The sequence below is a fragment of the Pseudonocardia bannensis genome (assembly GCF_012911875.1).
GTDB classification, from domain to species: Bacteria; Actinomycetota; Actinomycetes; order Mycobacteriales; family Pseudonocardiaceae; genus Pseudonocardia; species Pseudonocardia bannensis.
The window spans coordinates 1-25,317 of sequence record NZ_JAAXKZ010000092.1; the positions used below are offsets into that span (position 1 = coordinate 1).

A 25,317-nucleotide genomic window follows, 5' to 3' on the forward strand; every position below is an offset into this window, starting at 1 on the left:
CCACCCGGCCGCCGGCCCCGGCCCACCGACGCAGCGCCGAACGGTCCCGGTCCCTGGCGGTGAATGCGCGTCGTTCCGATGCAGGGAACAGCGGCCTTGATGCCGCCGCGCTGCGCTGCGACCGTCGCCGCAACGGAGGCCGCGTTGATCGGCGGCGCTGCCCGGGCCGGGAGCACGAGTCGGTCCCGGCGGCCACGACTGCGACAGGAAGTGATCGCCCGCATGGAACAGCCGCGCCAGGTGCTCGTCCAGCAGATGACCGTCGAGGCCGACGGCGTCCTGAGCCTTGTGCTCGTCGACCCCGTCGGGGCGGAGCTCCCGGCCTGGCAACCCGGCGCGCACCTGGACCTCCTGCTCGCCGACGGCCTGGTCAGGCAGTACTCGCTGTGTGGTGACCCCGGCGATCGACGCCGTTACCGGGTCGCTGTCCTGCGCGAGCCGCAGTCGCGGGGCGGGTCCGAGCGTGTGCACACCGTGCTCCGGCCGGGCGCCCTGGTGGACATCAAGGGCCCGCGCAACCACTTCCGGCTGGAGCCGTCGCCCCGGTACCTCTTCATCGCCGGCGGGATCGGCATCACCCCGATCCTGCCCATGGTGGCGGCGGCCGCGGCGAGCGGCGCGGACTGGTCGCTGCTGTACGGCGGGCGCGCCGCGGCCTCGATGGCCTTCCGGGAGGGTCTGGCCCGGCATGGTGACCGGGTGCGGATGGTGCCCGAGGACGTCCACGGCCGGCTCGACCTCGACGCGGTGCTGGGCACGCCGCGGCCGGACACCCTCGTGTACTGCTGCGGGCCCGAGTCCCTGATCGCCGCGGTCGAGAAGCGTTGCACGAGCTGGCCCGCCGACGCGCTCCGCGTCGAGCGGTTCGCCGCCCCGGAGGAGCCGGTCCGCGATCCCGCCGACGAGAGCGGCGTGGAGATCGTGCTGCGCCGCTCGGACCGGTCGCTGCGGGTCCCGGCGGAGCGTTCGATCCTCGAGGTGCTGCTCGAGGGCGGGATCGACGTGATGAACGACTGCCAGGAGGGCATCTGCGGCAGCTGCGAGACCAAGGTCCTGGAGGGCGAGGTCGACCACCGCGACCACGTCCTCACCGCCAAGGAGCAGGCGTCGAACACCTGCATGATGGTCTGCGTCTCGCGCGCTCGTTCCGGTCGGCTCGTGCTGGACCTGTGACCCCGCCGCATCGGCGCGAGTGGTCGAGCGCGGTCTGCTGATCGGCGGTCGAACCCGGCTGTGCCCCGCGCCGTACTCCGCCGGTGGCCACGACCGTGACCCGAGCGTCGCCGGACGCCGACGGGGCTCTCCGCGATCGTCGAGGCCTCGGCGGACTCCGACCGGCTGTCCCCGGCCGAGACCGTGTCGATGGCCTTCCTGCTGCTGGTGGCGGGGCACGAGACCACCGTCAACCTGATCGGGGACGGCATGCTCGCGCTCCTGCGCCACACGACCGAGCCCATCGCGATCGCGGGTACCGAGATCCCCGCCGGGGAGGTCGTCCTCGTGTCCTCGCCTCGGCGAACCGTGACCCGGCCCGCTACCTCCGGCCCGACGAGCTCGACCTGCGCCGCGACGCGAGCAACCTGGCGTTCGGCTACGGCATCCACCACTGCCTCGGGGCGCCGCTGGCCCGGCTGGAAGGTGAGATCGCCTTCCGTGTCCTGCTCACCCGGTTCCCCGAGCTGGAGCTGGCCGCCGAGCCCGAGGAGCTGTCCTGGCGGTCGAGCACGCTCATCCGGGGCCTGACCCGGCTTCCCGTCCGGCTCGTCAGCCCGCCCGGACGGGCTGACGAGCCGGCGACCGCACCGGCACCGCGTCTCAGACCAGGGCGACCGCCGCGGCCCGCCCCGTCTGGCGCCCGGAGAACAGGCAGCCGCCGAGGAACGTGCCCTCCAGGGACCGGTAGCCGTGCACCCCGCCACCGCCGAACCCGGCCACCTCGCCGGCGGCGTACAGCCCGGGCACGGGGGAGCCGTCGGTGCCCAGCACCCGGCCGGACAGGTCGGTCTGCAGCCCGCCGAGGGTCTTGCGGGTGAGGATGTTGAGCCGCACCGCGATCAGCGGACCGGCCTTCGGATCGAGGATCCGGTGCGGGCTCGCGACCCGGACGAGACGGTCGCCCCGGTAGCGGCGCGCCCCGCGCAGCGCGGTGATCTGCAGGTCCTTGGTGAACGGGTTGTCGATCTCGCGGTCACGGGCGATGATCTGCCGCTCGAGCTCGGCGAGGTCGAGCAACGGCTCGTCGGTCAGCTTGTTCATGCCGGCGACGAGCTCGGCCAGGGTGTCGGCGACGACGAAGTCCGAACCCCTGCGCTTGAACGCCTCCACGGATGCCGGCGCGCCGGGGCGGATCCGGCCGAGGGTCTGGCGGATGTCCTTGCCGGTGAGATCGGGGTTCTGCTCGGAGCCCGAGAGCGCGAACTCCTTCTCGATGATCTTCTGGGTGAGCACGAACCAGGAGTGGTCGAACCCCGTGGCCGTGATCGCCTGGAGCGTGCCGAGGGTGTCGAAGCCCGGGAAGTTCGGCGCGGGGAGGCGGCGGCCCCGGGCGTCGAACCACAGCGACGAGGGTCCGGGCAGGACCCGGACGCCGTGCCGGGCCCAGATCGGGTCCCAGTTCTGCACGCCCTCGGTGTAGTGCCACATCCGGTCGCGGTTCACCACGCGCCCGCCCGCGGCCTCGGTGATGGCCAGCATCCGGCCGTCCACGTGCTCGGGGACCCCGGAGATCATCCGCTTCGGCGGGGCGCCGAGCCGGGCCGGCCAGTGGGCCCGCACCAGGTCGTGGTTCGCGCCGATGCCGCCGGACGTGACGATCACGGCCTGGGCCCTCAGCTCGAACCGGCCCACCTCGGTCCGGGAGCTGGCCGTGCCGCGGGCGGCGTCGCTCGGTTCCAGGACGGCGCCGCTGACCCCGTCGACCACACCGCCGGTCACGCTCAGCTCGTCGACCTGGTGCCGGGACCGCAGCTCGACCAGGCCCTTCGCGACCGCGTGGCGGACCCGGCGCTCGAACGGCTCCACCACGCCCGGCCCGGTTCCCCAGGTGATGTGGAAGCGCGGCACCGAGTTGCCGTGCCCGTCGGCGAGATGGCCGCCGCGCTCGGCCCAGCCGACCACGGGGAACCACCGCATCCCCTGGGCGTGCAGCCAGGCCCGCTTCTCCCCGGCGGCGAAGTCGACGTAGGCCTGCGCCCACTGCCGGGCCCACCGGTCCTCGTCGTCGCGGTCGAAGCCCGCGCTGCCGAACCAGTCCTGCAACGCGAGGTCGCGGGAGTCCTTGATGCCCATCCGGCGCTGCTCGGGGGAGTCCACGAGGAACAACCCGCCGAACGACCAGAACGCCTGCCCGCCCAGCGAGGCCTCGGGCTCCTGGTCGAGCAGGATCACCCGACGGCCGGCGTCGGCCAGCTCGGCGGTGGCCACGAGACCTGCGAGGCCGCCGCCCACGACGATCACATCGGTGTCCGTACCGCCCGTGCCGCTCATGCCGCCCACCTGCCGCCTCGGTCCGCGCCGGTACCCGCCGATCAGCGCCGAGGATGCCAGGACGTCCACCCGCACCAGAAGACGATCCGGACATCGAGGCCGTCATCCGGTACCCGGCGCGGGTGGACCGCCGCGCGTCAGCCCGCTCCCGCGAGCAGCTCCCGCACGCGCCCGGGGCCGTCGGCGGCCAGCGCCCGCGTGGCCAGCTCGGCCGCCGCAGCGTCGTCCACGGCCCGCACCGCCTGCTTGACACCCGGCACCGCGGCGGGCCCGACGCTGAGCTCCCGGACCCCGAGGCCGATCAGCACCCCCGCGGCCTGCTCGTCGGCGGCGAGCTCGCCGCACACCGCGACGAGCGCGCGACCGTCGGCACCCCGGCAGACGAAGTCGATCAGCCGCAGCACGGCCGGGTCGAGCGCGTCGCCGATGCCGGCCACGGCGTGGTTGCCCCGTTCGGCGGCCAGCGCGTACTGCGTCAGGTCGTTCGTACCGATGCTGAAGAAGTCGACGTGCGGGGCGAAGGACGCGGCGCGCAGGGCCGCCGCCGGAACCTCCACCATCATCCCGACCTGTAGGTCGCACGGCGTCCCCCGCCCGACGGCCGCGATCGCGTCGTCGAGCAGGCGCCGGGCGTCGAGCAGTTCGTCGAGCGTGCTCACCATCGGGAACATCAGGCTGACGGGCACATCGTGCGCGACCCGGACGACGGCCAGCAACTGGTCGGCGAGCAACTCGGGCCGGGCCAGTGAGAGCCGCAGCCCGCGCACCCCGAGGAACGGGTTCGCCTCGGCCGGCCCGGGCAGGTACGGCAGCGGCTTGTCACCGCCGACGTCCAGCGTGCGCAACGTGATCCGCTTGCCGCCGAACGCCTCCGCGATCTCCCGGTAGACGCGCTCCTGCTCGTCGACGTCGGGGGCCTGGGTGCGCCCCAGGAAGAGGAACTCGGTCCGCACGAGGCCGGCCAGGTCGGCTCCGGCCGCGGCGGCGGCCCGGGCCTCGTCGGGCGACCCGACGTTCGCGCCCACCAGGACGCTCACGCCGTCGGCGGTCACTGCCGGCGACGCCGACGCGGCGAGCGCGTGGCGGCGCCGGTCGGCCAGCGCGGCGGCCCGGGCGCGGAACCGGTCCACGACGTCGGGGGCTGGGTCGACGACGAGCTCGCCGGTCGCCCCGTCCACGGCCAGGAGCGTGCCGGCCTCGACACCGAGCACGGCCGGGCCGGCACCGCAGATCACCGGGATGCCGCGGGACCGGCCCAGGATCGCGCTGTGTGCGGTCGGGCTGCCGAACGCGAGCACGACCGCGACCACCCGGTCGGTGTCGAGCGATGCCATCTCCGCAGGGGCCAGGTCGGCGGCGACCACGACGCCGCTCAGGTCCGGTCCGGTCCCGGGCTCCCCGCGCAGTGCGCGCAGTACCTGGTTGCCGACGTCGTGCACGTCCGCCGCGCGCGCCCGCAGGTACGGGTCGGCGAGCGCCTCGAGCTCGCCGGCCACCCGCGCCGCGGCGGCGCACCACGCGGACTCGGCCGCCCGGCCCGCGCGGATCCGCGCCCGGGCGTCGTCGACCAGGTCGGGATCGGTGAGGAGAACGAGGTGGGCGTCGAAGATCGCCGCGGCGTCGGTGTCGGCTCCGGGCGCAGCGTGACCGACCAGTTCGTCGCGCACCCGCTGGATCTCGCGCCCGGCCGCGGCCAGGGCCTCGTCGAGGCGGGCGAGGTCGGTCTCCGGGGAGTCAGTGGTGGCGTCGGGCACGTCGAGGGCGGCCACCGAGGCCCCCGTCGCATGCGGCAGGGTCGCGGGACCCACCCCGATGCCGGGGGCGGCACCGATGGGCCCGCCCCGGTGGTCCGGACGTTGCGGCGGTGCGGGCGCCGGCTCCGTCGCGGACTCGCCGAAAGCGTCGGCGGCGAGCGCGATCAGCTGGTCGAGACACGCCCGGGCCTGCGGCCCGTCGGCGCGCACCTCGACCTCGTGACCCCGCAGGGCGGCGAGGGTGGCGACCTTGGACAGGCTCGTCGCAGGCACCCATCCCGAGCCCGCGGTGGCGTTGCGCAGGTGCACCTGCGCGTCGAGAGCGGACACCTCGCGCACCAGGCGCGCCGCGGGCCGCGCGTGCAGCCCGTGGGGGTTGGTGACGGTGAAGGAGCCTTCGATGCCGCAGGGGCCGCTGCCGGGAGCCGGCTCCGCCGGAGCCGGTACCGGTGCGGTTCCGACGTGGGCCTGCTTGGCCTGCAGCGCCGCCTCGGCCTCGGCCGCGACATCAGCGGGGGAGGAGCCCGCCGCGGCGGCGACGGCCGCCACGACCAGCCCCTCGACCAGCGGAGCCGCGGACAGCAGGGTGCGCGTCCGCACGTCGTCGTCGAGCATGTCCAGCGCCAGTTCGGCCGAGAGCACGGCGCTGCCCAGGTCCATGAGCACGACGACCCCGTCGCCCCGGTCGGCCTCGGTCACGGCATCGAGGATCGCGACGGCGTCGGTGCCGAACGTGGTGTCGTCCAGACCGGCCGCCACCACCATGCGGACGTCCCGGTCGTGGACCATCTCCCCGGCCAGGGCCACGGCGGCGTCCGCCAGCGCTCGGCTGTGGGACACCACGACGATCCCCGTCACGGCTCAGGCCTGCCCGTCGGCGGCCGTGCCGAGCGTAGCCGCTGCCGCTTCCACGAGCAGTGTCGCCGAGGCCGAGCCCGGGTCCTGGTGGCCGATGCTGCGCTCGCCGAGGTAGCTGGCCCGGCCCTTGCGGGCGACCCGGTCCGCGGTGGCGTCGCGACCTGCCGCCGCGGCGGTCGTGGCCGCGGCGAGGGCGACGTCCAGCGCGGCGCCGGCCGCCAGTTCGCCCTCCAGCGCGTCGACCGCCGGGGCCAGGGCGTCGACCATCGTCTTGTCGCCCACCTCGGCGCGTCCGCGGACCATCACCCCGTCCAGCCCGGCGTGCAGGGCCTTCGCGAACCCGGCGGCGTCGAGCGGACCGGCGTCACCGGCGGCGGCGGCCATGCGCAGGAACAGCGTGCCGTACAGCGGACCGGCGGCGCCGCCGACGGTGCTCACCAGGGTGCGCCCCACGAGCTTGAGCAGCTGCCCCGGTTCTGCGCCGGGGTCGGAGTCGATCGCCGCGGCCGCCGCAGCCATCCCGCGGTCCATGTTGGACCCGTGGTCCGCGTCGCCGATCTCGGAGTCGAGCGCGGTGAGGTGGTCGCTGTTCTCGGCGACCCGGCGGGCGAACTCGTGCAGCCAGGCGCGCAATGCGGGCGAGTCGATCGTGTCGGTCATGTCACATTCCCCAACGCAGAGCGGACGTGTGGACGGGTGCGTCCCACAGTGAGATCAGTTCGTCGTCGAGTTCGAGGACCGTGAGTGCGGCCCCCGACTGCTCCAGCGACGTGATGAAGTTGCCGACGAGGCGGCGGACCGGCTCGACGCCGGCTTCGCGCAGGCACCGGTCCAGCTCGCCGTAGAGCAGGTGCAGTTCCGAGGACGGGGTGCCGCCCATGCCGCTCAGCATGGCCAGCACTGGTGCGCCGGGTGCGGGCGCCAGGTCGGTCAGCACCTCGTCGACCATCAGCGCTGCGAGTTCCCGGGCGCTGCGCAGGGGCACGCGCTGCCGCCCGGGCTCGCCGCTGATGCCGATGCCGAGCTCGATCTCGCCGTCGGGCAGCGTGAAGATCGGCCGGCCGGCCACGGGCGGGGTGCACGACGACAGCCCCACGCCGAACGAGCGGACCCGCGCGACGACGCGGCGCGCCACCGCCGCGACGGCGTCCAGCGCCTGCCCGCGCTCGGCCGCGGCCCCGGCGATCTTCTCGACGAGCACGGTGCCACCCAGCCCACGCCGGCCGGCGGTGCCCGGCCGGTCGAGAACGGCCACGTCGTCGTTGACCACGACGGCCTCGACCGCGACCCCGTCGTCGGCCGCCAGTTCGGCGGCCATCTCGAAGTTCATGACCTCACCGGTGAAGTTCTTGACGATGTGCAGCACCCCGGCGCCGGTGTCGGCGGCATGGGTGGCGGCGAGGATCTGGTCGGGCACGGGGGAGGAGAAGACCTGGCCCGGGGCGGCCGCGTCGAGCATCCCGGGGCCGACGAACCCGGTGTGCAGCGGCTCGCATCCCGAACCGCCACCGGAGACCACGCCCACCTTGCCCGGGACCGGCCCGTCGGCCCGGACGACGATGCCGTTCGCCGCGTCGTAGCGCAGCACCCCGGGGTGGGCGGCCGCGAGGCCGACGAGCGAGTCCCGGACGGCGTCGCCGGGGTCGTTGAGGAACTTGCGCATCGGGGTGGCCGTGGGCAACACGACGCCTCCTGTCGGTACGAAGGTGCGCGCCCTGGCGCAACGGTGCGGTGAGCAGGTACTCAGGTGATCTGACCACTTCGCCGCCGTCCTCGTCAATGGCCGGTGGTCGCGGATGTCCGCTCTGCGCACCGGCTACGCCGTTCGCACCATTGACGGTCTCCGGCGAACCCGTTTATGTTCCGCGTCACTCATTGGTCAGACCACCTGGTCACCAGGTGGCCTCAAAGGCGAGGCGGGCGGCATGCCTGATCAGGACACGCAGGACCCGGAGCCGCAGGAGCTGCTCCGGGTCGAGGGCGTTGTCAAGCACTACCCAGGGGTGGTCGCCCTGGGCGGGGTCTCACTGGACGTGCGAGCGGGCGAGATCCACGCCCTGCTGGGCGAAAACGGCGCCGGCAAGTCGACGCTCATCGGCGTCCTGTCGGGCATCACCCAGCCGACCTCGGGACAGGTCTTCGTCGACGGCGCGCCGGTCCAGCTGCGGCGACCGCGCGATGCGCAGGACCTCGGCATCACGACGATCCACCAGGAACTGTCGCTGGCACCCGACCTCACGGTCCTGCAGAACATCTTCCTCGGCCGCGAGCTGCGCCGCGGGCCCTTCGGCCGCGGCCTGCTCGACGAGCGCGCCATGAGCAACCGCGTGCAGGACGTCATCGCCGACTTCGGCCTGACCGAGCGCGACCTGCGCCGTCCCGTCGGCGAGTTCGGGGCGCTGACCCAGCACGTCGTCGAGATCGTCAAGGCGCTGGCCTTCGACGCCCGCCTGGTCATCCTCGACGAGCCGACCTCCGGACTCGCCGAGGAGGAGCGCGTCGCGCTGTTCGACCACATGCGCCGGCTGCGCGAGCGCGGCATCTCGATCGTCTGGGTCACCCACCGCCTCGACGAGCTCTACGGGCTGGCCGACCGGATCACCGTGCTCCGCGACGGGCGCACCGTGGCGAGGACCGACACCGACGAGTCGACCCCGGAGGACCTGGTCCGGCTGATGGTCGGGCGGAAGGCCACCTCGCTCGGCGCGGTCGCCGAGGACCGGACGGCCGCCGAGCGCCCGGCGGGACCGGCCGGGTCGCCGGTCGAGGTGCTGCGCCTGGAGAATGTCTCCCGGCGGCCGGTCCTGCACGACGTGAGCCTCACCATCTCCAGCGGGGAGATCCTGGGCATCGCCGGCGTGGCCGGCGCGGGCCGTACCGAGCTGGCGCGGGTGATCCTGGGGGCCGACCGGATCGACGGCGGCCAGATCTCCGTCGACGGGAAGCCGGTCCGGATCCGCCACCCCCGGGACGCCTACCGGCTCGGCATCGCGATGGTGCCGGAGGAGCGCAAGACCCTGGGCATCCTGGCGGACTTCCCGCTCGACAAGAACACGACCGTCTCGCGCCTGGGCAAGGTGGCCCGGCTGGGGATGATGCTCGACCGTCGCCGGGAGCGGGCCGTGACCCGCGACTACATCGATGAGCTCGGGGTCCGGACCAGCAGCGCCTCCGAGCGGATCCGCAACCTCAGTGGCGGCAACCAGCAGAAGATCGTCATCGCCCGCTGCCTGTTCACCGGACCACGATTGATCATCTTCGACGAACCCACACAAGGCATCGACGTGGCGGCCAAGGCCGAGGTCTACCGGCTCATCCACCGCTTCGTCGCCGGTGGCGGCGCCGCGCTGGTGATCTCCTCGGAGATCCCCGAACTGCTGCACGTCAGCGACCGCATCCTCGTGATGCGGGAGGGCGCCATCGCGGGCGAGGTCCGGCCGGACCTGCGCGGTGACGACCTCGAGGCCGACGAGCGTGCCTCTGCCGAGATCATGTCGCTGGCCGCCCGGAGCGTGGCGTGATGAGCGTGTCCCCCCTGTCCCGTCGCCTGTCCCGCGTCTTCGCCGTCGAGGGCGTCGCGGTCGCCGTGATCTTCGTCGGTATGATCGTCTTCTTCTCGCTCGCGAGCCCGTTCTTCCTCACCGGCGGCAACATCAGCAACCTGCTGATCGAGTCGGTGATCATCGCGCTGCTCGCCGCCGGCATGACGTTCGTGCTGGTGGTCGGGGGCATCGACCTGTCGGTGGGCTCGGTGACCGGTCTGAGCGCCGCCACCACGATGTGGGCGCTCATGTCGGGGGCGCCGCTGCCGGTCGGCCTCCTCATCGGGATCGGCACCGGCGTGCTGGCCGGTGTGGTCAACGGTGCGGTCATCGCCCTGCTCGGCGTGAACGACTTCATCGTCACGCTGGCGATGCTCAGTGTGGGCGCCGGCCTGCTGCAGGTCGTGACGTCGAACGTGCAGCTCACCGGCGTGGAGTCCGAGGCGTTTCTGTGGCTGGCCGGCGGTGACGTCCTCGGCGTCCCCGCCCCGGTGCTGATCGCCGTCGTCGTCGTGGCCGTTCTCGAGTTCGTGCTCATCGCCACCCCGTTCGGGCGGTCGGCCTACGCCGCCGGCATCGGACCGCGCGCGGCCGAGTTGGCCGGGGTGCCGGTCCGGCGGGTGCGGTTCGGCGTCTACGTGCTCTCCGGCGCGTGCGCCGGCGGCGCGGGCGTGCTGCTTGCGTCGAAGCTGAACTCCGTGCAGTCGGGCCTCGCCAGCGGCTACGAGCTCACCGCGATCGCCGCTGCCGTCCTGGGCGGGATCAGTCTGGCCGGCGGACGCGGCAGCGTGTGGCGCGCGGTGCTGGGCGCGCTGTTCCTCGGCACCCTGAGTCAGGGTCTGCAGATGCTGGGTGTCGATCCGCTGTGGTTCACCATCGTCACCGGCCTCTCGATCGTCGCCGCCGTCGCGCTGGACCGGGTCGTCGGCCGCATCGCGCTGTCGCGGTTGCTCGGCGCGGACCCGTCGACCCCGGCCGGGCCGTCCGACGGTCCCGCCGACCCGGGGGGACCCACCGCCGACGCGGCCCTCGAGAACGACGACCCCCGACTGGACCAGCCGCTCGCCGGCTCCGCCCGAGAGGCCCGCACGTCATGACCTTGCTGACGACATCCCCGGCGGCCTCGCCGGAGACCTCGCCGACACCTCCCGCTGCGCGCCGCGGGCCCGCCGACCTGCTGCGCGAGGTCGTCCGGCGGCCGAGCGCCGGTGTGGTCGGGCTGCTCGTGCTCATCTGCGCGGTGATGGCGTTCCTCGCGCCGTCCTTCCTGACCTACGGCAACTGGTACAACCTCGCCCAGCAGATGGTGTTCGTGGCGCTGCTGGCGATCGGCATGACGATCGTGCTCATCACCGGCGGGATCGACCTGTCGGTTGGTTCGGTGCTGGGCCTCTCCGCCGGTGTGATGGCCTACCTGGTCAACCAGGGCATGATGTTCGGCCTCTGCCTGCTGCTCGCCGTCGGCACCGGGGCGGGCCTGGGCCTGATCAACGGACTGGTGATCACCAAGCTCGGCATCCCCGACTTCGTCGCGACGCTCGCGATGCTCGGTGTCGCAAGCGGCCTGCTGTTCCTGTGGACCGGGGGCGTGCCGTTCACCGGCTTCATGATCCCCGTCTACGACACCCTCGGTGGCGTCACGCCGCTGGCCGGGGATCTGACCGCCCCGATCCTGGCGATGGTGGCGATCGCGGTGATCGCCGCGTTCATGATGCGCCGCACGAGCTTCGGGCGGCACGCCTACGGCGTCGGCAGCAACCGGGAGGCGGCGCGGCTGTCCGGTGTGGACGTGGCCCGGGTCCGCATCGCCGCCTACGTCATCAGCGGCACGCTCGCCGCCTGCGCGGGCGTGCTGCTGGCCGGGCGCACCACGGCCGTCGCGCCGACCATCGGCGTCGGCTACGAGATCCAGGCGATCGCCGCGGCGGTCATCGGCGGTGCCGCGCTGGCCGGGGGCCGGGGCCGGATCCTCGGCGCCGTGCTCGGCGCGCTGACGCTCACCGTCGCGAGCAACGTCATCAACCTCGCCGCCGTCAGCCCGACCTGGCAGTCGGTCGTGGTCGGCGTGATCCTGCTGGTCGCCGTCGGGCTCGACCGGGCGAGCACGCACCTCTCCCGCCGGCTCGGTGGCCCCGCCCCGTCGCCGTGAGGGCAGCCGTGACCGCCGCCCGCACTCTTCTCCGCTTCACGTCCTGGAGGACGCCGTGAACGACCCTTCTCTCCCGCCCGCCGCCGCCTCACGGCGGTCCTTCCTGCGCCGGGCCACCCTCGTCGGCGGGGCCGTCGGTTCCGGTGCCCTGCTCTCGGCCTGCAGTTCCAAGCAGGTCTCGACCGCGTCCGCCGCCGGTGGGGGCGGTGGCACCGGCCTGGGGGGCGACGCGGCCTACCAGGAGGCCGTCCGCAAGCTCGTGAACGGGCGCACCGTTCAGATCGGGTGGACGCCCCCGGTCCTGTCGGAGTGGTACAGCCAGATGGAAGCGGCGGCATTCCGCCGGATGGGCGAGTACGAGGACGCCTACGGCGTTCGCTGGAAGTGGGAGCGGGCCTCTCCGACGGGGAACTTCAACGCCGTCGAGCAGCAGGTGCAGACCGTGCAGAGCTGGGTGCAGCGCAAGTTCGACGTGGTGCTGGTCTGCACCGGGGCCAACTTCGCCACCATGCAGGGCGTCTACAGCAAGGCGTTGGCGGCGGGGGTGAAGATCTACCAGTTCAACCAGCCGGTGGAGCTCTACCCGGTGGAGCAACTGCAGGCGATCTCGAGCATCGGCTACGACAACCGCTGGCAGTCGGGCTACCTGTGCGGCAAGTACATCGCCGAGAAGCTCGGTGGCAAGGGCAAGATCCTCGAGATCACCGGGCCGCCCGGGTCGGACTGGTCCGCCGCGCGCCAGATCGGCTTCAAGAAGGCCCTCAGCGAGCACCCCGGCCTGACTGTGGCCGGCTCTGCGAACGGCGGCTACCTGCGGCAGCAGGGTCTGAGCGCCACCCAGGACCTGCTCACCCGGGACCCGGACATCCAGGCGATCTGGGGTGAGAACGAGGACATGGCCCTCGGCGCCTCGCAGGCTCTCGACGCCCGCGGCATCAAGCAGTGGGACGGCAAGGCCGGCGTCGTGGTGGTCGGTGCCGACGGGCTGGTCTCGGGGATGCAGTCGATCCGCAACGGAAAGCTGACCGCGAGCATCGACGTCGGCAGCGTCGACCAGGCCATCACGTTCATCGACACCGTGTTCCACAACGCGGTCCTCGGCGAGACCGTCGGCAAGATCATCAATGTGCCGACCCGGGTGGTCGACAAGAGCAACGTGGACTACGCCGAGGCCTACATGCAGTGGGCGCTCGGGAACACCCGCAAGTACTGAGGGACGGCGTCGGTGACGAGGACAGCGCCCGGTCGGCCGCCGACCTGCGCGTCCTCGTCACCGTCGGGCCCGCGTGCTCTACTCGACCGCAGATGATCTGCGGGAGGGGAGTGGTCGTGGCCTACGTGCACGGGCATGCGCGCGAGACCGGGTGGGTCGTCGCGCACTTCCGGCGGCCGAGTGCGCCCGACGACGGGCAGCTCGGCCTGGCCCTGCCCGACCCCGGTGCCCCGGCCCTGGCCCTGGCCGGTGCGGACCGCGACCGGGACGGCCCCGCCGGTCGCGGGGTCCGCGAGCCCACACCCGCCGAGGTCGAGGAGACGGGGTGAACGTGGGCTCGCGGTCGTCCGGACCGCCGTGACCGCAGGTTCGACGGGCGGCTGTCTCGCCGTTGGCTGAGCGAGCCGGGCGCATCCCGGGATCAGCGGGCTCGTCGCGTTCCGGACGTCCGGAGGCGAGAACGAGCCCGCTGACCGCGGGTGGCTACCGAGCGGGGTCGATCGCGACCGGCTCCCGGTGGGCCTCGTGGTGGTTGGCGTTGCGTGGGGTGGCGAGGACGGCCTTGGTCTTCTCGTCCAGCGCCGAGTCCGACAGCGCGCCGTTACCCGCGAGCACCGTCTCGAGCGCGGTGAGCCAGTGCTCGTAGTAGCTCCAGGGCTCCTGCCCGCCCTCGGACTCCCACCTCTTGATGGAGTCGATCAGCGACAGCTGGAACTCCGACCACTCGTACTGGCCGCTGTGGTACGCCGCGACGGCCATCGCGAACGCCCTCAGCTCCCACGGCTGCTCGAACGACCGCTCGCCGGAGCCGCCGCCCGGCAGGTCGCAGACCAGCTGCTCGACCCGGCGCCGGGCGTCGCCCAGCTCCGTCGCGTCCTGCCGCATCAGGGTGCCTTCACCACGCCGGTGCCGATCATCGAGTCACGGGTGACCAGCTCGGCGAGGGCCTTCTCGTCGAGGCCCTCGGTGCCGGCCGGGCGCTGCGGCAGCACCCAGTACCGCATTTCCGACGACGAATCCCAGACCCGGATCTCGACCGAGTCGGGGATGTCGAGACCGAAGTCCTCGCGCAGCACCGTGCGCGGCTCGCGCACGATCCGCGACCGGTAGGCCGGCTCCTTGTACCAGTTCGGCGGCAGCCCGAGCACCGGCCACGGGTAGCACGAGCACAGCGTGCAGGTGATCACGTTGTGCACGGTGTCGGTGTTCTCGACGACGACCATGTCCTCGCCCTGCAGGCCACCGATGCCCAGCTCCGCGCACGCCTTGGTGCCGTCGGCGAGCAGCCGCGCCTTGAACTCCGGGTCGGTCCAGGCCTTGGCCACGACGCCGGCGCCGAGCTGCGGGCCGACCTCGTTCTCGTAGATCTCGGCGAGGCGGTCGACCGCCTCCGTCGTCATGATGCCCTTCTCGATCATGAGCGCTTCGAGCGCCTTGACCCGGGCGGCGATCTCCTCCTGGCTGCGGACGGTCGCGCTCATGCGGCGGCTCCTTCGGTCTTCGCAGGGGTGATGTAGGGCTCCCAGACGTCGAAGTAGACGACGCCGTTGGGCTCGGCGGCCTCGGCGCCCCAGAGCTCGGCGTTGGTGAACTTCACGGTGTAGACGTGCTGCGGGTCGTCCGCGCCGCCGTTGCCCGCGCTGTCGGGGTAGATGAACGTGCCGTGCGCGTGGGTGATGACGCCGGTCTTGCCGCGGATGTAGCGGGCCTTGCGGGTGTGGCCGTGCGGGCTGTCCTGGGTCACCGTCACGGTGTCACCGACCTCGAACTTCGCGGGCGCGTCGGACTCCCGGCGGGCCGGCGCGCCGTGCTTCACCGCGGCGTCGACGAACGCCAGCAGGTCGGCGTCCTTCGTCTCCGGCAGCGGCTCGTCCGGGTGCTCCAGGTAGTACTGAGTCTTCGCCTCGAGCTCGGCCTCGTCGATCACGCCCGCCTTCGTGGCGTAGTGCTCCGCCGCGTGCAGCCAGTGCTCGTAGTACGGCGAGACGAGGTAGACCGCCGGGTGCATCTGCTCGATGCCGTACCGGAACATGTCGACGTTGAACAGCCCGGCCCGGAAGAGGGTGGGGAAGAACGCGAACCCCGCCTTCTCCCACTCGGCCCGGAAGACCGGCTCGTTCTCCGGGACGACGACGGGACCGAGGCCGTCGGTACCGCCCAGGTCGTGGACGCCGTTCACGAGGAGCTCCCCCCATTTGCCGACTGCGGCGCCGGGAAGCCCCCGACCGCCTGCTCGAAGGTGTTCGCCACCCGCAGCACGGTGGCGTCGTCGAAGTGCTTTCCGATGATCATCATTCCGGTGGGCAGTCCGTTCACCAGGCCTGCCGGGACCGAGCACCCGGGGTGCCCGGTGACGTCGAAGGTCGCGGTGTTGGCCAGCATCTCCAGTGCCCGGCCGATGACCTCCTCGCGCGGCGCGTCGGCCGGCGGGATGACCGACGCCTGGATCGGCGTGGTCGGCATGACCAGGACGTCGTAGCGTGACAGCGCCTCGTCGTAGGCCTTGCGCAGCTCGAGCGCGAGGTTGCGGGCCATCGCGTAGTGCTTGCCCTGGTAGGTGTTCAGCGCGTACTTGCCGGCCAGCAGGACCAGCTGGACGGTCTGGGAGAACTGCGTCGCATCGGCGCGCCACTGGTTGCCGTAGTGCTCGATGAGCTCCGGGTCGTAGAGGCCCTGCCAGTTCAGCCCGTAGCCGTTGGCGTCGACCATCTGCGCGGTGGCGCCCTCGGTGGCGATGACGTCCCAGATCTTGGCGCCGTGCAGGTGCCACGGGATCGACACGTCCTCGACGGTGAGCCCGGCGCCGCGCAGCGTCTCGGTCGCGGCGCGTACCGCGTCGTCCACGCCGGGGTCCGAGTTCGGGTGCCCGAAGCCCTCGGTGACCACCCCGACCCGCAGGCCCTCGGCCGAGCGGGAGAGCGCGCCGACGTAGTCGTCGACCGTCACGTCGGCGGGCTGGCGCGGGTCGAGCCCGTCGCGGCCGGCGATCACGCTGAGCACGAGCGCGGCGTCGGCGACCGTGCGGGTCATCGGTCCGACATGGTCGATGGTCTGCTCGATCGGGAACGCGCCGGTGTAGGGCACCAGGCCGTGGGTCGGTTTGTGCCCGACGATGCCGCTGTAGGAGGCCGGCATCCGGATCGAGCCGCCCTGGTCGCCGCCGGTCGCGACGTCCACCACGCCGGACGCGACCAGCGCCGCGCTGCCCGAGGACGAACCGCCCGTCGAGCGGGTCTCGTCCCACGGGTTGCGCACCGGGCCGGTGCGGGAGGTGTGCGAGCCGCCGGAGAAGCAGAGGTCCTCGCAGACCGCCTTGCCCGCGATCGTGGCGCCGGCCGCGAGCAGCCGGGTGATGATCGTGGCGTCGCGGGTCGGCGTGAACCCCTCGACGGTCTTCGAGCCGTTCATCATCGGCACGCCGGCGACCATCGTGTTGTCCTTGACCGCCACCGTGCGGCCGGCGAGCGGACCCTCCCCGCCCTCGGTGACCGAGCAGGTGACGTACCAGGCGTTGTACGGGTTGTCGGCCTCGGACGGGCGGGTCCACTCCCGCTCGGGGGCCTTCGGCGCGGTCTGGGCGTAGAGCTCCTCGACGGCGTCCCAGGAGTTGAGCAGGCCGTGCACCATCGGGCTGAACGACTTGATGTCGTCCTCGCTCAGCCCCAGGCCGTAGCCCTCGGCGACCTTCGCGATGGCGGCCGGGTCGGGGGGTTGTACGGGCATTAGCGGGTCTCCTCGGGTCGTGACTTCCCGCGGGACCCTATTGATGACGTAGATAACACGTCAATGGGTGCTGGCGCGTTGACAAGATCTTAACCGGGGCGGCTCACGACCAGTCCGTCCGAAGTGGCCTCGGCCAGGAAGATCCGCTGCTCGACGGTCTCCGGGCCCGCCACGGTGACCGTGCCGCGGGGGAAGTCGTAGCGACCGCCGCGCATCTCGCGCGCCACCGCCCGTGGGTCGTCCTCCCTGGCCCGGCGGACCGCCGCCACGTAGAGGTGCAGCGCCTCGTAGGCCGACTCCGAGATGCTCGACACCGGCGGGGCGAACGGCCCGTAGGCCCGCCGGTAGCGGTCCAGGAACGCCGCGTTGACCTCGCCGGGCAACTGCTCGAAGTAGCCCGACACCCCCCACATGCCCGTCGACGCGGTGTCGCCGATGTGTTCCCGGGTGGGCTCGTCCAGGGCCAGCGCGAGCGTCCGGCAGCGCTCGCGGACACCCATGGCGTGACACTGGCGCTCGAACGCGACGAGGTCCGCGCCCACGAACGACGACAGCACCACGTCGGCCCGGGAGGCCAGGATGGACTCGATCAGCGGGGTGAAGTCGCGGCTGCCCAGGGTCGCGAACCGCTCGCCGGCGATCGTGCCGCCATGCTCGGCCACCACCCGGCGCGCGGCGTTGTGCACCACCTTCGGCCAGCAATAGTCGTTACCCGCCAGGAACCACCGGCGCCCGCCCGCGGCGCGCAGCATCGGCCCGACCGCCGCGCGCAGCTGATTCTCCGGGCGCTCGCCCAGCTGCACGCGCAGCTCGCCGCCGAGGCCGCCCTCGTTCATCAGCGTGTGCATCAGCAGCACGCCGGCCCCGCCGAGCTCCTCCGAGACCCGGGCGAACGTGGCCGAGGTCGTGGTGGCCATGATCGCGCGACAACCGGCCCGGACCAGCCGCCAGGCCTCGGCCGCGCCGACCTCGGGCTCGGTCGCGTCGTCGCCGACGACCAGTCGGAGCGGGCGGCCGCGGATGCCGCCGTCGGCGTTGATCTCCTCGACGGCCATCGAGGCCAGGTTCTCGGTCGCGACGGCGAACACGCTGCCCGGGCCCGACTTGCTGATCAGCAGACCGACGGCATGGTGCCCGCGATCGGGACCGTCGCTCACCCGGAAGCCGCGGCGGCGCATCAGCCAGGCGAGCCCGGCGTCGTCGAGATCGGCGATCAGGCGGACCCGCGTCCGCGTGGGCTCTCCCGGGGGCCCGGGGTCCTCGTCGAACCGCAGCCGCAGCCGCCCGCGCCAGGGCAGGTCGTGGACGATCTCGATCCGGGACGGCGCTCGCACCGCGGAGATCCGCCCGAGGATCTGCACCGGCGCGGCATCGGGCCCACCCAGCGGGGCGTGCAGCGTGACGACCGCGCCGACGGCGATCCGGTCGCACGCCGCGTCGAACACCCAGCCGGCCCCCGCCCCGGCCCCGAACAGCGCGAAGACCGCCGCGGGCGGTGCGTTGACCCGCTGCTCGGCCGAGAGGGCGAGGTAGACCATCACATGGCTCGGCGGTCCGGTGTGTCGACGTCGGTGGTGGTGGCGGTGGGCGTGGCGTCGCCGCGGGCCTCGGCGGCGACCTTGGCCGCGTCCAGCGAGCCCTGGAACAGCTCCTGGAGCAACCGGATGACGTCCTGCGCGGGGCCGGTCGGGTCGACGGAGTAGAAGCGGAACCGGCCGAACCGGCGCTCGGAGACCAGCCCGGCGATGCGGAGCACGCGCAGGTGGCTGGAGACGGCGGTGCGTCCGACCCGGCTGATCCGCTCGGACAGCTCGCCCGCGCTGCACTCCTCCTTCTCGGCGAGCACCGCGAGGATCTCCCGCCGAACTGGATCTGCCAAGGCGTCGAAGGCCAGGTCAGAGACCACGATCGTACGTCCCTCCCCGCCTCGCGACGAGTCACGTTCGGTTGACACGTTCGAGCCGAGGGTAGACCAAGCCGACTCCGTCACGGGCCGTCGCCGGTCCCGAATCGGACGTTCGTCACGTCCGTGTGTTGTCAGGCTCCGGCCGGGCGCCGGCCGCCCGCGCCGCGCCCGACCCCCCGGCCGAGATGGCACACGGCCAGCAAGCGGAGGGTGGCCCAGTCGGCGTGTGGCCACTGATCGGCCCGCGGGGTGGGGACGGCTCCACCGCCACGGCGTTGCTGCTCGACGAGGGCGCGCGCGTAGGCGGCGAGGCGCACGGTGGCACTGGCGGAGCCGGTGAGCGTGGTGGTGCCGCCCCGACCGCCACCGCGCTCCTGGAGTATGTCGCGCACCGCGGCGGCATGCTGGTCGATCGCGGCGGACAGGCCCGGCAGCCGCTCGGCCGCGGACAGCCCGTCCTGGCCGAACTGATCGATCAGGCGGCGCAACAGACGACGGGCGGACCACTCGGCCAGGGCGTCGCGCAGCACGAACACGCGACGGATCGTAAACGCCGCGATCACCGGTTCGAGTGGTCCTCTCGGGTGATCACGGCGGCACACGACCCCTCGGGCGCGGGCGGAAATCGGGATGCGGCTCGCGAGGGTGCCGACTACCGTCCGCCGCGTGATCCAGCAGCAGATCTACGGCTGACCGGCCGCCGCGCGCCGTCCGGCGGGTCTCTTCGGGCTCGATCGGCGGCGCGTCGCGCTGCCCCTCATCGCCCGTCCCTGCCTGGAGTCCTCGTATGTCGCACATCGCCATGTTCAACATCGGCGCGCACGGCCACGTCAATCCGAACCTGCCGGTGATCGCCGAACTGGTGGCCCGCGGCCACCGGGTCAGCTATGCGGTCCCGGAATCCTTCGCCCCCGTCGTCGCCTCGAGCGGGGCCACGCCGGTCGTCTACGACTCGGTGCTTCCCGACGAGGCCGCGGGCGAGCGCTGGCCCGACGGTGGTGTCGAAGCCATGTCGATCTTCCTCGACGAGGCGGAGCAGGCACTGCCGCAACTGCGTGCCGCGTTCGCCGGCGACCGTCCCGACGTCGTCCTCCACGACATCGCCGCGTATGCGGCGCGCGTTCTCGCGCACCAGTGGAGCGTGCCGATCGTGCAGCTCTCCCCGGCCATGGTGGCGTGGGACGGCTACGCCGACGACATGGCCGAGGTGCTCGCGCCGATCCGGGACGACCCGGCCTGGCCGGCGTACCAGACGCGGTTCGCCGCCTGGCTCGCCGAGCACGGGATCGCCCTCTCGGTGGACGAGTTCACCGGCCGGCCTCCGCGATGCATCGTGCTCATCCCGCGGGCGTTGCAGCCGCACGCCGACCGGGTGGACGCAGCGGTGTACACGTTCGTCGGGCCGTCGCTGGACGCCCGCCCGCACCAGGGCGACTGGCCGGCACCGGACCGTCCGCTGTTGCTGATCTCGCTCGGATCGGCCTACACCGACCACCCGGCGTTCTACCGGGACTGCCTCACCGCCTTCGGCGGGCTCGACTGGCAGGTCGTGATCTCGATCGGCCGCCACGTCGATCCCACCGAGCTGGGGGAGCTGCCGCCGAACGTCGAGCTGCACCGCTGGGTCCCCCAGCTCGCGGTGCTGGGCCGGGCGTCGGCGTTCATCACTCACGCGGGGATGGGCGGCTGCTCCGAGGGGCTCTACCAGGGGGTGCCGATGGTGGCGGTCCCGCAGGCCGTCGACCAGTTCACCAACGCCGCGATGCTGGAGGAGCTCGGCGTCGGGGTCCACGTGCCGATGGATCAGGCCACACCGCAGGCGTTGCGCACGGCGGTGCTGGATCTCGTCGGGTCGCCCGTGGTGGCGGCCCGGGCGGCCGCCCTGCGCGCCGAGCTGCGTGCGGCGGGCGGCGCGGCCCGAGCGGCCGACATCATCGAGGCGCAGCTCCGCCGCTGACGTCCGCCGGGTGTTCGACAAGGTCGAAGCGGGTGCCCTGGTCGTCGGTGCACGCGGTGGCGCGGTGGTCCTCGAACCGCGGTTCCGCCGCGGTCCCGCCGGCCGCGCGCACGGCGTCGACCGCGGTGGCGACGTCGGCGACGCCGAACGCCGGGACCCCGGCGGCCTCCCGGCCGGCGGTGACGTGCAGCGCCGGGCGGGGGACACCGTCGCCGATTCGCACCTCCCACCCGCCGGCCTCGCGGCCGGGGACGAACCGCCAGCCCAGGACCGTCCCGTAGAACGCCCGGGCCAGGGTGGTGTCGGGGACCTCCAGCCTCGCGGAGGCGAGCTCGCCGGGCTGCGTGGGGGCCGGCCGCGGACCCGACCCGGGCGGGGCAGCGAACACCGCGAACGGCAGGCCCTGGTCGTCGACGCAGTCGGCGATCCGGCCGTAGGGCTCCTCGGCCGGGTCGCCGGCGGTGCCGCCGGCGGCGCGCACGAGCGCCACCGCGTCGTCGACGTCGGGCACCGCGAAGCAGAGAAACAGCGTGGTGCGCTCCTGCCCGCCCCACATCCCCAGCGGCCTCGCGAGGTTCGTGACCTGCCGGCCCTGCGGGGCCGAGCCCGCCGTGGTCTCCCACCCCAGGACCGAGGTGTAGAACCGCTCGGCAGCCTCGACGTCGTGTGTCCACAGTGACGCGTAGCCGACCTCGCCCGGGCGCGGGGCGGCCGGGCCGGCGGCCACCGGTGCTTCCCGGGAGACCATCCACCGGTGCCCGGACGGGTCGATCACGACGCCACCGCGGCCGTAGGGCGATTCGGTGACGGGCCGTTCCAGCCGCGCGCCGCGGGCGAGCGCCCGGCCGACGACGGTGTCGGGGTCGGCGACCTCCAGCCGTAGCGACTGGGCGACCGACCCACCGGTCGGGGCGACCAGCCCCATCTCGGGGAACTCCTCGGCGAGCATCAGCACGCTGTCGCCGAGCGCGATCTCGGCGTGCCCGATCCGGCCGTCGGGCATCACGATCGGTTCGCCGCGGCGGATCCCGCCGAACGCCTCGCTGTAGAAGGTGAGGGCGGCGGCCGCATCGGCGACCGTCAGGTACGGGGTCACCGTGCTCAGGGCGAGTGCCACGGCGGCCTCCGTGCTCGGGGTGTCGGTGGTCAGCATGTCGTCCTCCCACGTGTCGAACTGAGTGGCCATCGGGTCGAACACCGCACGCTCCAGCCGGGTGCGCAGGCGTGCGGCGAAGGCCGGGTCCGGGGCGACGGGGCGGATCGGTTCGCGGAGGGCGTCCAGCGGATCGGTCATGCCGGGCCTCCCTCGGTCAGCTCGGTGTAGCGGCGGCGGAACGCGGCCCTCGCCCGGGTGAGCAGCGCCTCGGTGGCGTGCAGGGTGCGTCCGAGATCGCGGGCGACCTCCCAGACGGGCAGGCCGTCGAGGTAGCGCAGGGTCAGCGCGGCCCGGTGGACCGGGGTCTGTTCGTCGAGCACCTCGCGGGCCACCAGCGTGTCGATCTTGTCGTCCCACGGGTCGTCGTCGAGGGCGGGCAGCCCGTCGAGCGCCCGGAGCCCACGTTCCTCCCGCTCCAGTGCTCGCCAGTGGTCGACGAGCTTGTGCCGGGCGATCCCGACCAGCCAGCCGATGCTCGGCGTCGGCGGCGGTTGCCGGCGGCAGGCCTGGACCGCGGCCAGGAACACCTCGGCGGTGAGGTCCTCGGCCAGCGTGCGCCGCCCGCAGCGGGACAGCAGGTAGCCGTAGACCTCGGGCAGTGCGGTGTCGTAGAGGGTGAGCAGCGTCAGGCCCGGATCGGCCCTGACCTGGTCGCTGCTCACGTCCCTTCATCGGCGGCAGCGGGCGAAGTCCGACGGTGCCGGCCACGGCACCACCCGATCGGAGCAGTGACACCGCGACTCGCGCGGGGAATCACCGCGACTCGCGCGGGGAAGCACCGCGACTCGCGCGCGGAACCGCCCCGACTCGCGCGGGGAGACACCGCGACTCGCGCGCGGAACCGCCCGGTCGAGAGGTTGCCGTGGACCATGACGACCGGCGTACCGTCGGCCGGGCCCGTCTCGCTGTAGTGCATCCGGAGCCGGTCGGTCTCGACGGTGGCGGAGCGCACCCCGGGCAGCAGCGTCATGCGCAGGATGCATTCCTCGCTGAGAGGTGGAGGTCAACAGCCCATGTGTCGCAGCATCAAGACCCTCCGGCCGCCGTACACCGAGGAGGCGACCGCCGACGACATGCGGGCCGCGGCGCTCCAGTACGTCCGCAAGATCTCGGGGTTCCGGGCACCGGCGGCGCACAACGCGGTGGCGTTCGAGGCGGCCGTCGACGCGGTCGAGGCGGCGACGAGGGCGCTGCTCGACGAGCTCGTGGTGCGGGGCGCCACGCGCGGATGATCGCCGCGAGCGCGCCTCCACTCGGGGCGCGAGGCGACCGAGGGCGCGTTCGCGCGAATCATGCTCAGCTTGCGAGCCGGTTCCGGTCGGTGCGGAGGCGGTCGAGGCGGCGGAGCTGGGCGGCGAGGTAGGGGCGGGCCCGGCGCCGGCCACCCCGGGTCGCGATCGCCCGGTCCAATGAGCGCAGCGTGCCCACCACGGCGTCGAGATCGGGGGACCAGCCGCGCCGCTCGCACTCGCCGAACCAGTCGGCCGGGCTCCGGTGCCCGCGCTCACGGTTGCAGCGCCCGCACGAGACGACCTCGTTCTCCAGCCACGACGGGCCGCCCTTGACCTTCGGGACGAGATGGTCGGTGGTCGCGCGGATCGGGCCGGTGCACTCCCGCCGGCACCAGACGCAGTGCGTGCCGTCGCGTTCGGCGGCGCTGAGCAGCCGGGTGGCGCGGTCCGGCTGGCGGATGGGCGGGGGCATCGGAGTTCAGTGTGCGCCTCCCGCGCCGGCGTCGCATGCGACGGAATCCTGACACTCCGCCGGGCTAGTGTGGCGCTTCGTCGACAGCGAGGAGGGCTCGTGGCAGAGCGGTTGGGCGTGGCGGTCCACGGCGGCACCCTGGCGACGGCGGTGGAGGCCGCGCGGCGCGCGGAGGAGCGCGGGTTCGAGTCGGTGTGGACCACCGAGTTCTACGACCGCTCGGCGACGGTCTCGCTGGCCGCGATGGCGGCCGCGACCTCGACGGTCACGATCGCGAGCGGCATCGCCTACGCCGTCGGCCGCAGCCCGCTGGTGCTCGCCGCCGAGGCCCGCGACCTCGACGAGCTGTCCGGTGGTCGCCTGGTGCTCGGGCTGGGCACCGGGACGCGGCGGATGCAGCAGGACTGGCACGGCATCGACGGCGAGTCACCGGCGCCGCGGGTCGAGGAGCTGGTGCCGCTGCTGCGCCGGATCTGGGGGATGGACGCCTCCGGGGTTCAGCACGAAGGCCGCTTCTACCGGATGGCGCTGCAGCCCACGGCCGAGGTGACGCCGCGCGCGCCGGTCCCGACCTACCTGGCCGGGTTCAACGCGCGGATGGTGCAGGCCGCGGGTGCGGTCGCCGACGGGCTCGTCGGGCACCCGATCTTCACCCGGCGCTACGTCGAGGAGGTCGTCCGACCGGCCCTGGAGACCGGCGCGAAGAAGACCGGCCGGGATCCCGACGTGCCGATCGCCGGCTACGTGATCTGCAGCGTCGCCGACGACGGAGACCGGGCCCGCCGCGACGCCGCCGCGCAGATCGCGTTCTACACCGTGGTCCGGACCTACCGCTCGATCGTCGAGCTGGAGGGCTTCGAGTCGCAGGTCGCCGCGATCCGCGAGGCGTGGTCCCGGCGCGACGCGGACGCGATGATCGCCGCCGTCACGCCGGACATGCTGGCCGCGATGGCCGTCGCGGGGACGCCCGAGGAGGCGCACGACCAGCTCTCGAACTTCCACGGCCTCTACGACCGGCTGCTCTGCTACGCCCCCAGCTACGGCCTGACCGGCCCGGAGATCACCGAGCGGGTCGACGCGATCCTCGACACCTTCGGCGGCTGAGGCCCTCGGCGTCGTGCGACGGGGTGGTCTTGCTGCGACGGGATCGGAGCAAGACCACCCCGCTGCGGAGTGGGAGGGGGCGGGCGTGGGGTCAGGTCACGTCTACTACGTCCTGGGCCATCAGGGCGGCGGTGAGCTGTAGCAGCGCCTCCGGCTGGGTCAGGGGCATCCCGATCAGCTCCTCGATCCGCTTGAGCCGCAGCGCCACCGTGTTCACGTGCAGGTACAGCGCGGCCGCCGTGCGCGCGGTGCTCAGCCCCTCGTCGAGGTAGGTGCGCAGGGTGCTGATCAGCGAGATGCCCTTGCGCGCCTCGTACTCGCGCAGCGGGGCCAGCACCCGCTCGGCGAACCCGATCAACTCGTTCGGGTCCTCCAACTGCAGCAGCAGGCCGTAGACGCCGAGGTCGGGCAGCGTGATGGTACGCCCGGACCCGCCGCGCAGCCGGGCCAGCTCCACCGCCCCGCGGGCCACCCGGAACCCGGCCGCGTAGTCGCGCAGCTCGGTGCAGCGCGGGCTGACCGCCACCGACACGTTCATGCCGTCCAGGCCCCGGCGCGCGGCCTGACGCACGCTCTCGGCCGCGGCCTGCGGGTTCACCTCGCGTCCGGTCGGGTCGTGCGGCCAGAGCAGCACGACGTACTCCCCGGAGCTGGTCACCAGCGGCCGCGGCCGGGTCCGGTCGGCGGCGGACTGTGCGATGCCGAGCAACCGCCGGACGTCGGTGGGCCAGGGCGCGTCCGAGCTCCCCTCACCCGCCCCCCGGT

Annotated in this window: 24 protein-coding genes and 1 pseudogene; 10 read left to right on the forward strand and 15 right to left on the reverse strand. The window is 73.2% G+C overall.

Going from position 1 to position 25,317, the window contains the following annotated elements; translation table 11 throughout:
- Positions 1-222 precede the first annotated feature (222 nt).
- On the forward strand, positions 223-1,173 hold the full coding sequence (locus tag HF519_RS21145) for a PDR/VanB family oxidoreductase (protein WP_169414730.1): 951 nt from the start codon (positions 223-225) through the stop codon (positions 1,171-1,173).
- Between the two features lie 126 nt (positions 1,174-1,299).
- Positions 1,300-1,763, forward strand: a pseudogene (locus tag HF519_RS21150) (cytochrome P450); the annotation flags it as partial.
- A gap of 52 nt (positions 1,764-1,815) precedes the next feature.
- On the opposite strand, the gene HF519_RS21155 reads toward HF519_RS21150, so the two are convergent.
- From HF519_RS21155 to dhaK, 4 genes are all read right to left on the reverse strand, one after another.
- Positions 1,816-3,486, reverse strand: a complete 1,671-nt coding sequence (locus tag HF519_RS21155) for an FAD-binding dehydrogenase (RefSeq protein WP_169414731.1) — start codon at positions 3,484-3,486, stop codon at positions 1,816-1,818.
- 137 nt (positions 3,487-3,623) lie between these two features.
- Complete coding sequence (gene ptsP / locus HF519_RS21160; protein ID WP_211170373.1) at positions 3,624-6,098, reverse strand: phosphoenolpyruvate--protein phosphotransferase; 2,475 nt, start codon at positions 6,096-6,098, stop codon at positions 3,624-3,626.
- Positions 6,099-6,101: 3 nt separating this feature from the next.
- The gene (dhaL, locus tag HF519_RS21165; RefSeq protein WP_211170374.1) at positions 6,102-6,758 is read right to left on the reverse strand and encodes a dihydroxyacetone kinase subunit DhaL; all 657 of its coding nucleotides are present in this window, start codon (positions 6,756-6,758) and stop codon (positions 6,102-6,104) included.
- 1 nt (position 6,759) lies between these two features.
- Positions 6,760-7,761, reverse strand: coding sequence for a dihydroxyacetone kinase subunit DhaK (gene dhaK / locus HF519_RS21170; RefSeq protein WP_169414749.1), 1,002 nt, complete (start codon positions 7,759-7,761; stop codon positions 6,760-6,762).
- Positions 7,762-8,023: 262 nt separating this feature from the next.
- Between dhaK and HF519_RS21175 the strand changes: the two genes are divergently transcribed.
- The 5 genes from HF519_RS21175 to HF519_RS21195 all read left to right on the forward strand — a co-directional run bounded on the left by HF519_RS21175 (position 8,024) and on the right by HF519_RS21195 (position 13,331).
- The gene (locus tag HF519_RS21175; RefSeq protein ID WP_169414732.1) at positions 8,024-9,619 is read left to right on the forward strand and encodes a sugar ABC transporter ATP-binding protein; all 1,596 of its coding nucleotides are present in this window, start codon (positions 8,024-8,026) and stop codon (positions 9,617-9,619) included.
- Positions 9,619-10,737, forward strand: coding sequence for an ABC transporter permease (locus HF519_RS21180; protein WP_169414733.1), 1,119 nt, complete (start codon positions 9,619-9,621; stop codon positions 10,735-10,737). Before HF519_RS21175 ends, HF519_RS21180 begins: the two co-directional genes overlap by 1 nt.
- Positions 10,734-11,789, forward strand: a complete 1,056-nt coding sequence (locus HF519_RS21185; RefSeq protein WP_169414734.1) for an ABC transporter permease — start codon at positions 10,734-10,736, stop codon at positions 11,787-11,789. The genes HF519_RS21180 and HF519_RS21185 overlap by 4 nt, the downstream gene beginning before the upstream one ends.
- Positions 11,790-11,844: 55 nt before the next feature.
- The gene (locus HF519_RS21190; RefSeq protein ID WP_169414735.1) at positions 11,845-13,002 is read left to right on the forward strand and encodes a sugar ABC transporter substrate-binding protein; all 1,158 of its coding nucleotides are present in this window, start codon (positions 11,845-11,847) and stop codon (positions 13,000-13,002) included.
- 116 nt (positions 13,003-13,118) lie between these two features.
- A complete protein-coding gene (locus HF519_RS21195; protein ID WP_169414736.1) occupies positions 13,119-13,331 on the forward strand; it encodes a hypothetical protein in 213 nt (70 codons plus the stop codon).
- Positions 13,332-13,485: 154 nt separating this feature from the next.
- On the opposite strand, the gene HF519_RS21200 is transcribed toward HF519_RS21195, so the two are convergent.
- The 7 genes from HF519_RS21200 to HF519_RS21230 all read right to left on the reverse strand — a co-directional run bounded on the left by HF519_RS21200 (position 13,486) and on the right by HF519_RS21230 (position 19,167).
- On the reverse strand, positions 13,486-13,887 hold the full coding sequence (locus tag HF519_RS21200) for a nitrile hydratase accessory protein (protein WP_169414737.1): 402 nt from the start codon (positions 13,885-13,887) through the stop codon (positions 13,486-13,488).
- Positions 13,887-14,483, reverse strand: a complete 597-nt coding sequence (nthA, locus tag HF519_RS21205; RefSeq protein ID WP_169414738.1) for a nitrile hydratase subunit alpha — start codon at positions 14,481-14,483, stop codon at positions 13,887-13,889. Before nthA ends, HF519_RS21200 begins: the two co-directional genes overlap by 1 nt.
- Positions 14,480-15,181: a nitrile hydratase subunit beta gene (gene nthB, locus HF519_RS21210; RefSeq protein WP_169414739.1), complete on the reverse strand. Its 702-nt coding sequence runs from the start codon at positions 15,179-15,181 to the stop codon at positions 14,480-14,482. The genes nthA and nthB overlap by 4 nt, the downstream gene beginning before the upstream one ends.
- The gene (locus tag HF519_RS21215; RefSeq protein WP_169414740.1) at positions 15,178-16,725 is read right to left on the reverse strand and encodes an amidase; all 1,548 of its coding nucleotides are present in this window, start codon (positions 16,723-16,725) and stop codon (positions 15,178-15,180) included. The genes nthB and HF519_RS21215 overlap by 4 nt, the downstream gene beginning before the upstream one ends.
- Positions 16,726-16,814: 89 nt before the next feature.
- The gene (locus tag HF519_RS21220) at positions 16,815-18,263 is read right to left on the reverse strand and encodes a substrate-binding protein (RefSeq protein WP_169414741.1); all 1,449 of its coding nucleotides are present in this window, start codon (positions 18,261-18,263) and stop codon (positions 16,815-16,817) included.
- Positions 18,263-18,631: an ArsR/SmtB family transcription factor gene (locus HF519_RS21225; protein WP_169414742.1), complete on the reverse strand. Its 369-nt coding sequence runs from the start codon at positions 18,629-18,631 to the stop codon at positions 18,263-18,265. The genes HF519_RS21220 and HF519_RS21225 overlap by 1 nt, the downstream gene beginning before the upstream one ends.
- Before the next feature lie 131 nt (positions 18,632-18,762).
- Positions 18,763-19,167 (reverse strand): DUF6401 family natural product biosynthesis protein, encoded by a 405-nt coding sequence (locus HF519_RS21230; RefSeq protein WP_211170375.1) that lies wholly within the window; start codon positions 19,165-19,167, stop codon positions 18,763-18,765.
- Between the two features lie 251 nt (positions 19,168-19,418).
- On the opposite strand from HF519_RS21230, the gene HF519_RS21235 reads away from it, so the two are divergent.
- Complete coding sequence (locus HF519_RS21235; RefSeq protein ID WP_169414743.1) at positions 19,419-20,588, forward strand: macrolide family glycosyltransferase; 1,170 nt, start codon at positions 19,419-19,421, stop codon at positions 20,586-20,588.
- Here HF519_RS21235 and HF519_RS21240 read toward each other — a convergent pair.
- Together HF519_RS21240 and HF519_RS21245 are read right to left on the reverse strand one after the other, a co-directional pair.
- Complete coding sequence (locus HF519_RS21240; RefSeq protein WP_169414744.1) at positions 20,563-21,882, reverse strand: VOC family protein; 1,320 nt, start codon at positions 21,880-21,882, stop codon at positions 20,563-20,565. The two genes, HF519_RS21235 and HF519_RS21240, sit on opposite strands and share 26 nt — an antisense overlap.
- The gene (locus HF519_RS21245; RefSeq protein WP_169414745.1) at positions 21,879-22,406 is read right to left on the reverse strand and encodes an RNA polymerase sigma factor; all 528 of its coding nucleotides are present in this window, start codon (positions 22,404-22,406) and stop codon (positions 21,879-21,881) included. The genes HF519_RS21240 and HF519_RS21245 overlap by 4 nt, the downstream gene beginning before the upstream one ends.
- A gap of 351 nt (positions 22,407-22,757) precedes the next feature.
- Here HF519_RS21245 and HF519_RS21250 point away from each other — a divergent pair, with 351 nt between their 5' ends.
- A complete protein-coding gene (locus tag HF519_RS21250) occupies positions 22,758-22,976 on the forward strand; it encodes a DUF2277 domain-containing protein (protein WP_169414746.1) in 219 nt (72 codons plus the stop codon).
- 64 nt (positions 22,977-23,040) lie between these two features.
- Here the strand turns inward: HF519_RS21250 and HF519_RS21255 are convergent, their stop codons facing one another.
- Entirely contained in the window at positions 23,041-23,448 is a 408-nt protein-coding gene (locus HF519_RS21255) for an HNH endonuclease (RefSeq protein ID WP_169414747.1), read from the reverse strand.
- Positions 23,449-23,547: 99 nt separating this feature from the next.
- Here HF519_RS21255 and HF519_RS21260 point away from each other — a divergent pair, with 99 nt between their 5' ends.
- Positions 23,548-24,552, forward strand: a complete 1,005-nt coding sequence (locus tag HF519_RS21260) for an LLM class flavin-dependent oxidoreductase (protein ID WP_169414729.1) — start codon at positions 23,548-23,550, stop codon at positions 24,550-24,552.
- A gap of 91 nt (positions 24,553-24,643) precedes the next feature.
- Here HF519_RS21260 and HF519_RS21265 read toward each other — a convergent pair.
- A partial coding sequence (locus tag HF519_RS21265; protein WP_169414748.1) for a PucR family transcriptional regulator occupies positions 24,644-25,317 on the reverse strand: 674 nt, incomplete at its 5' end.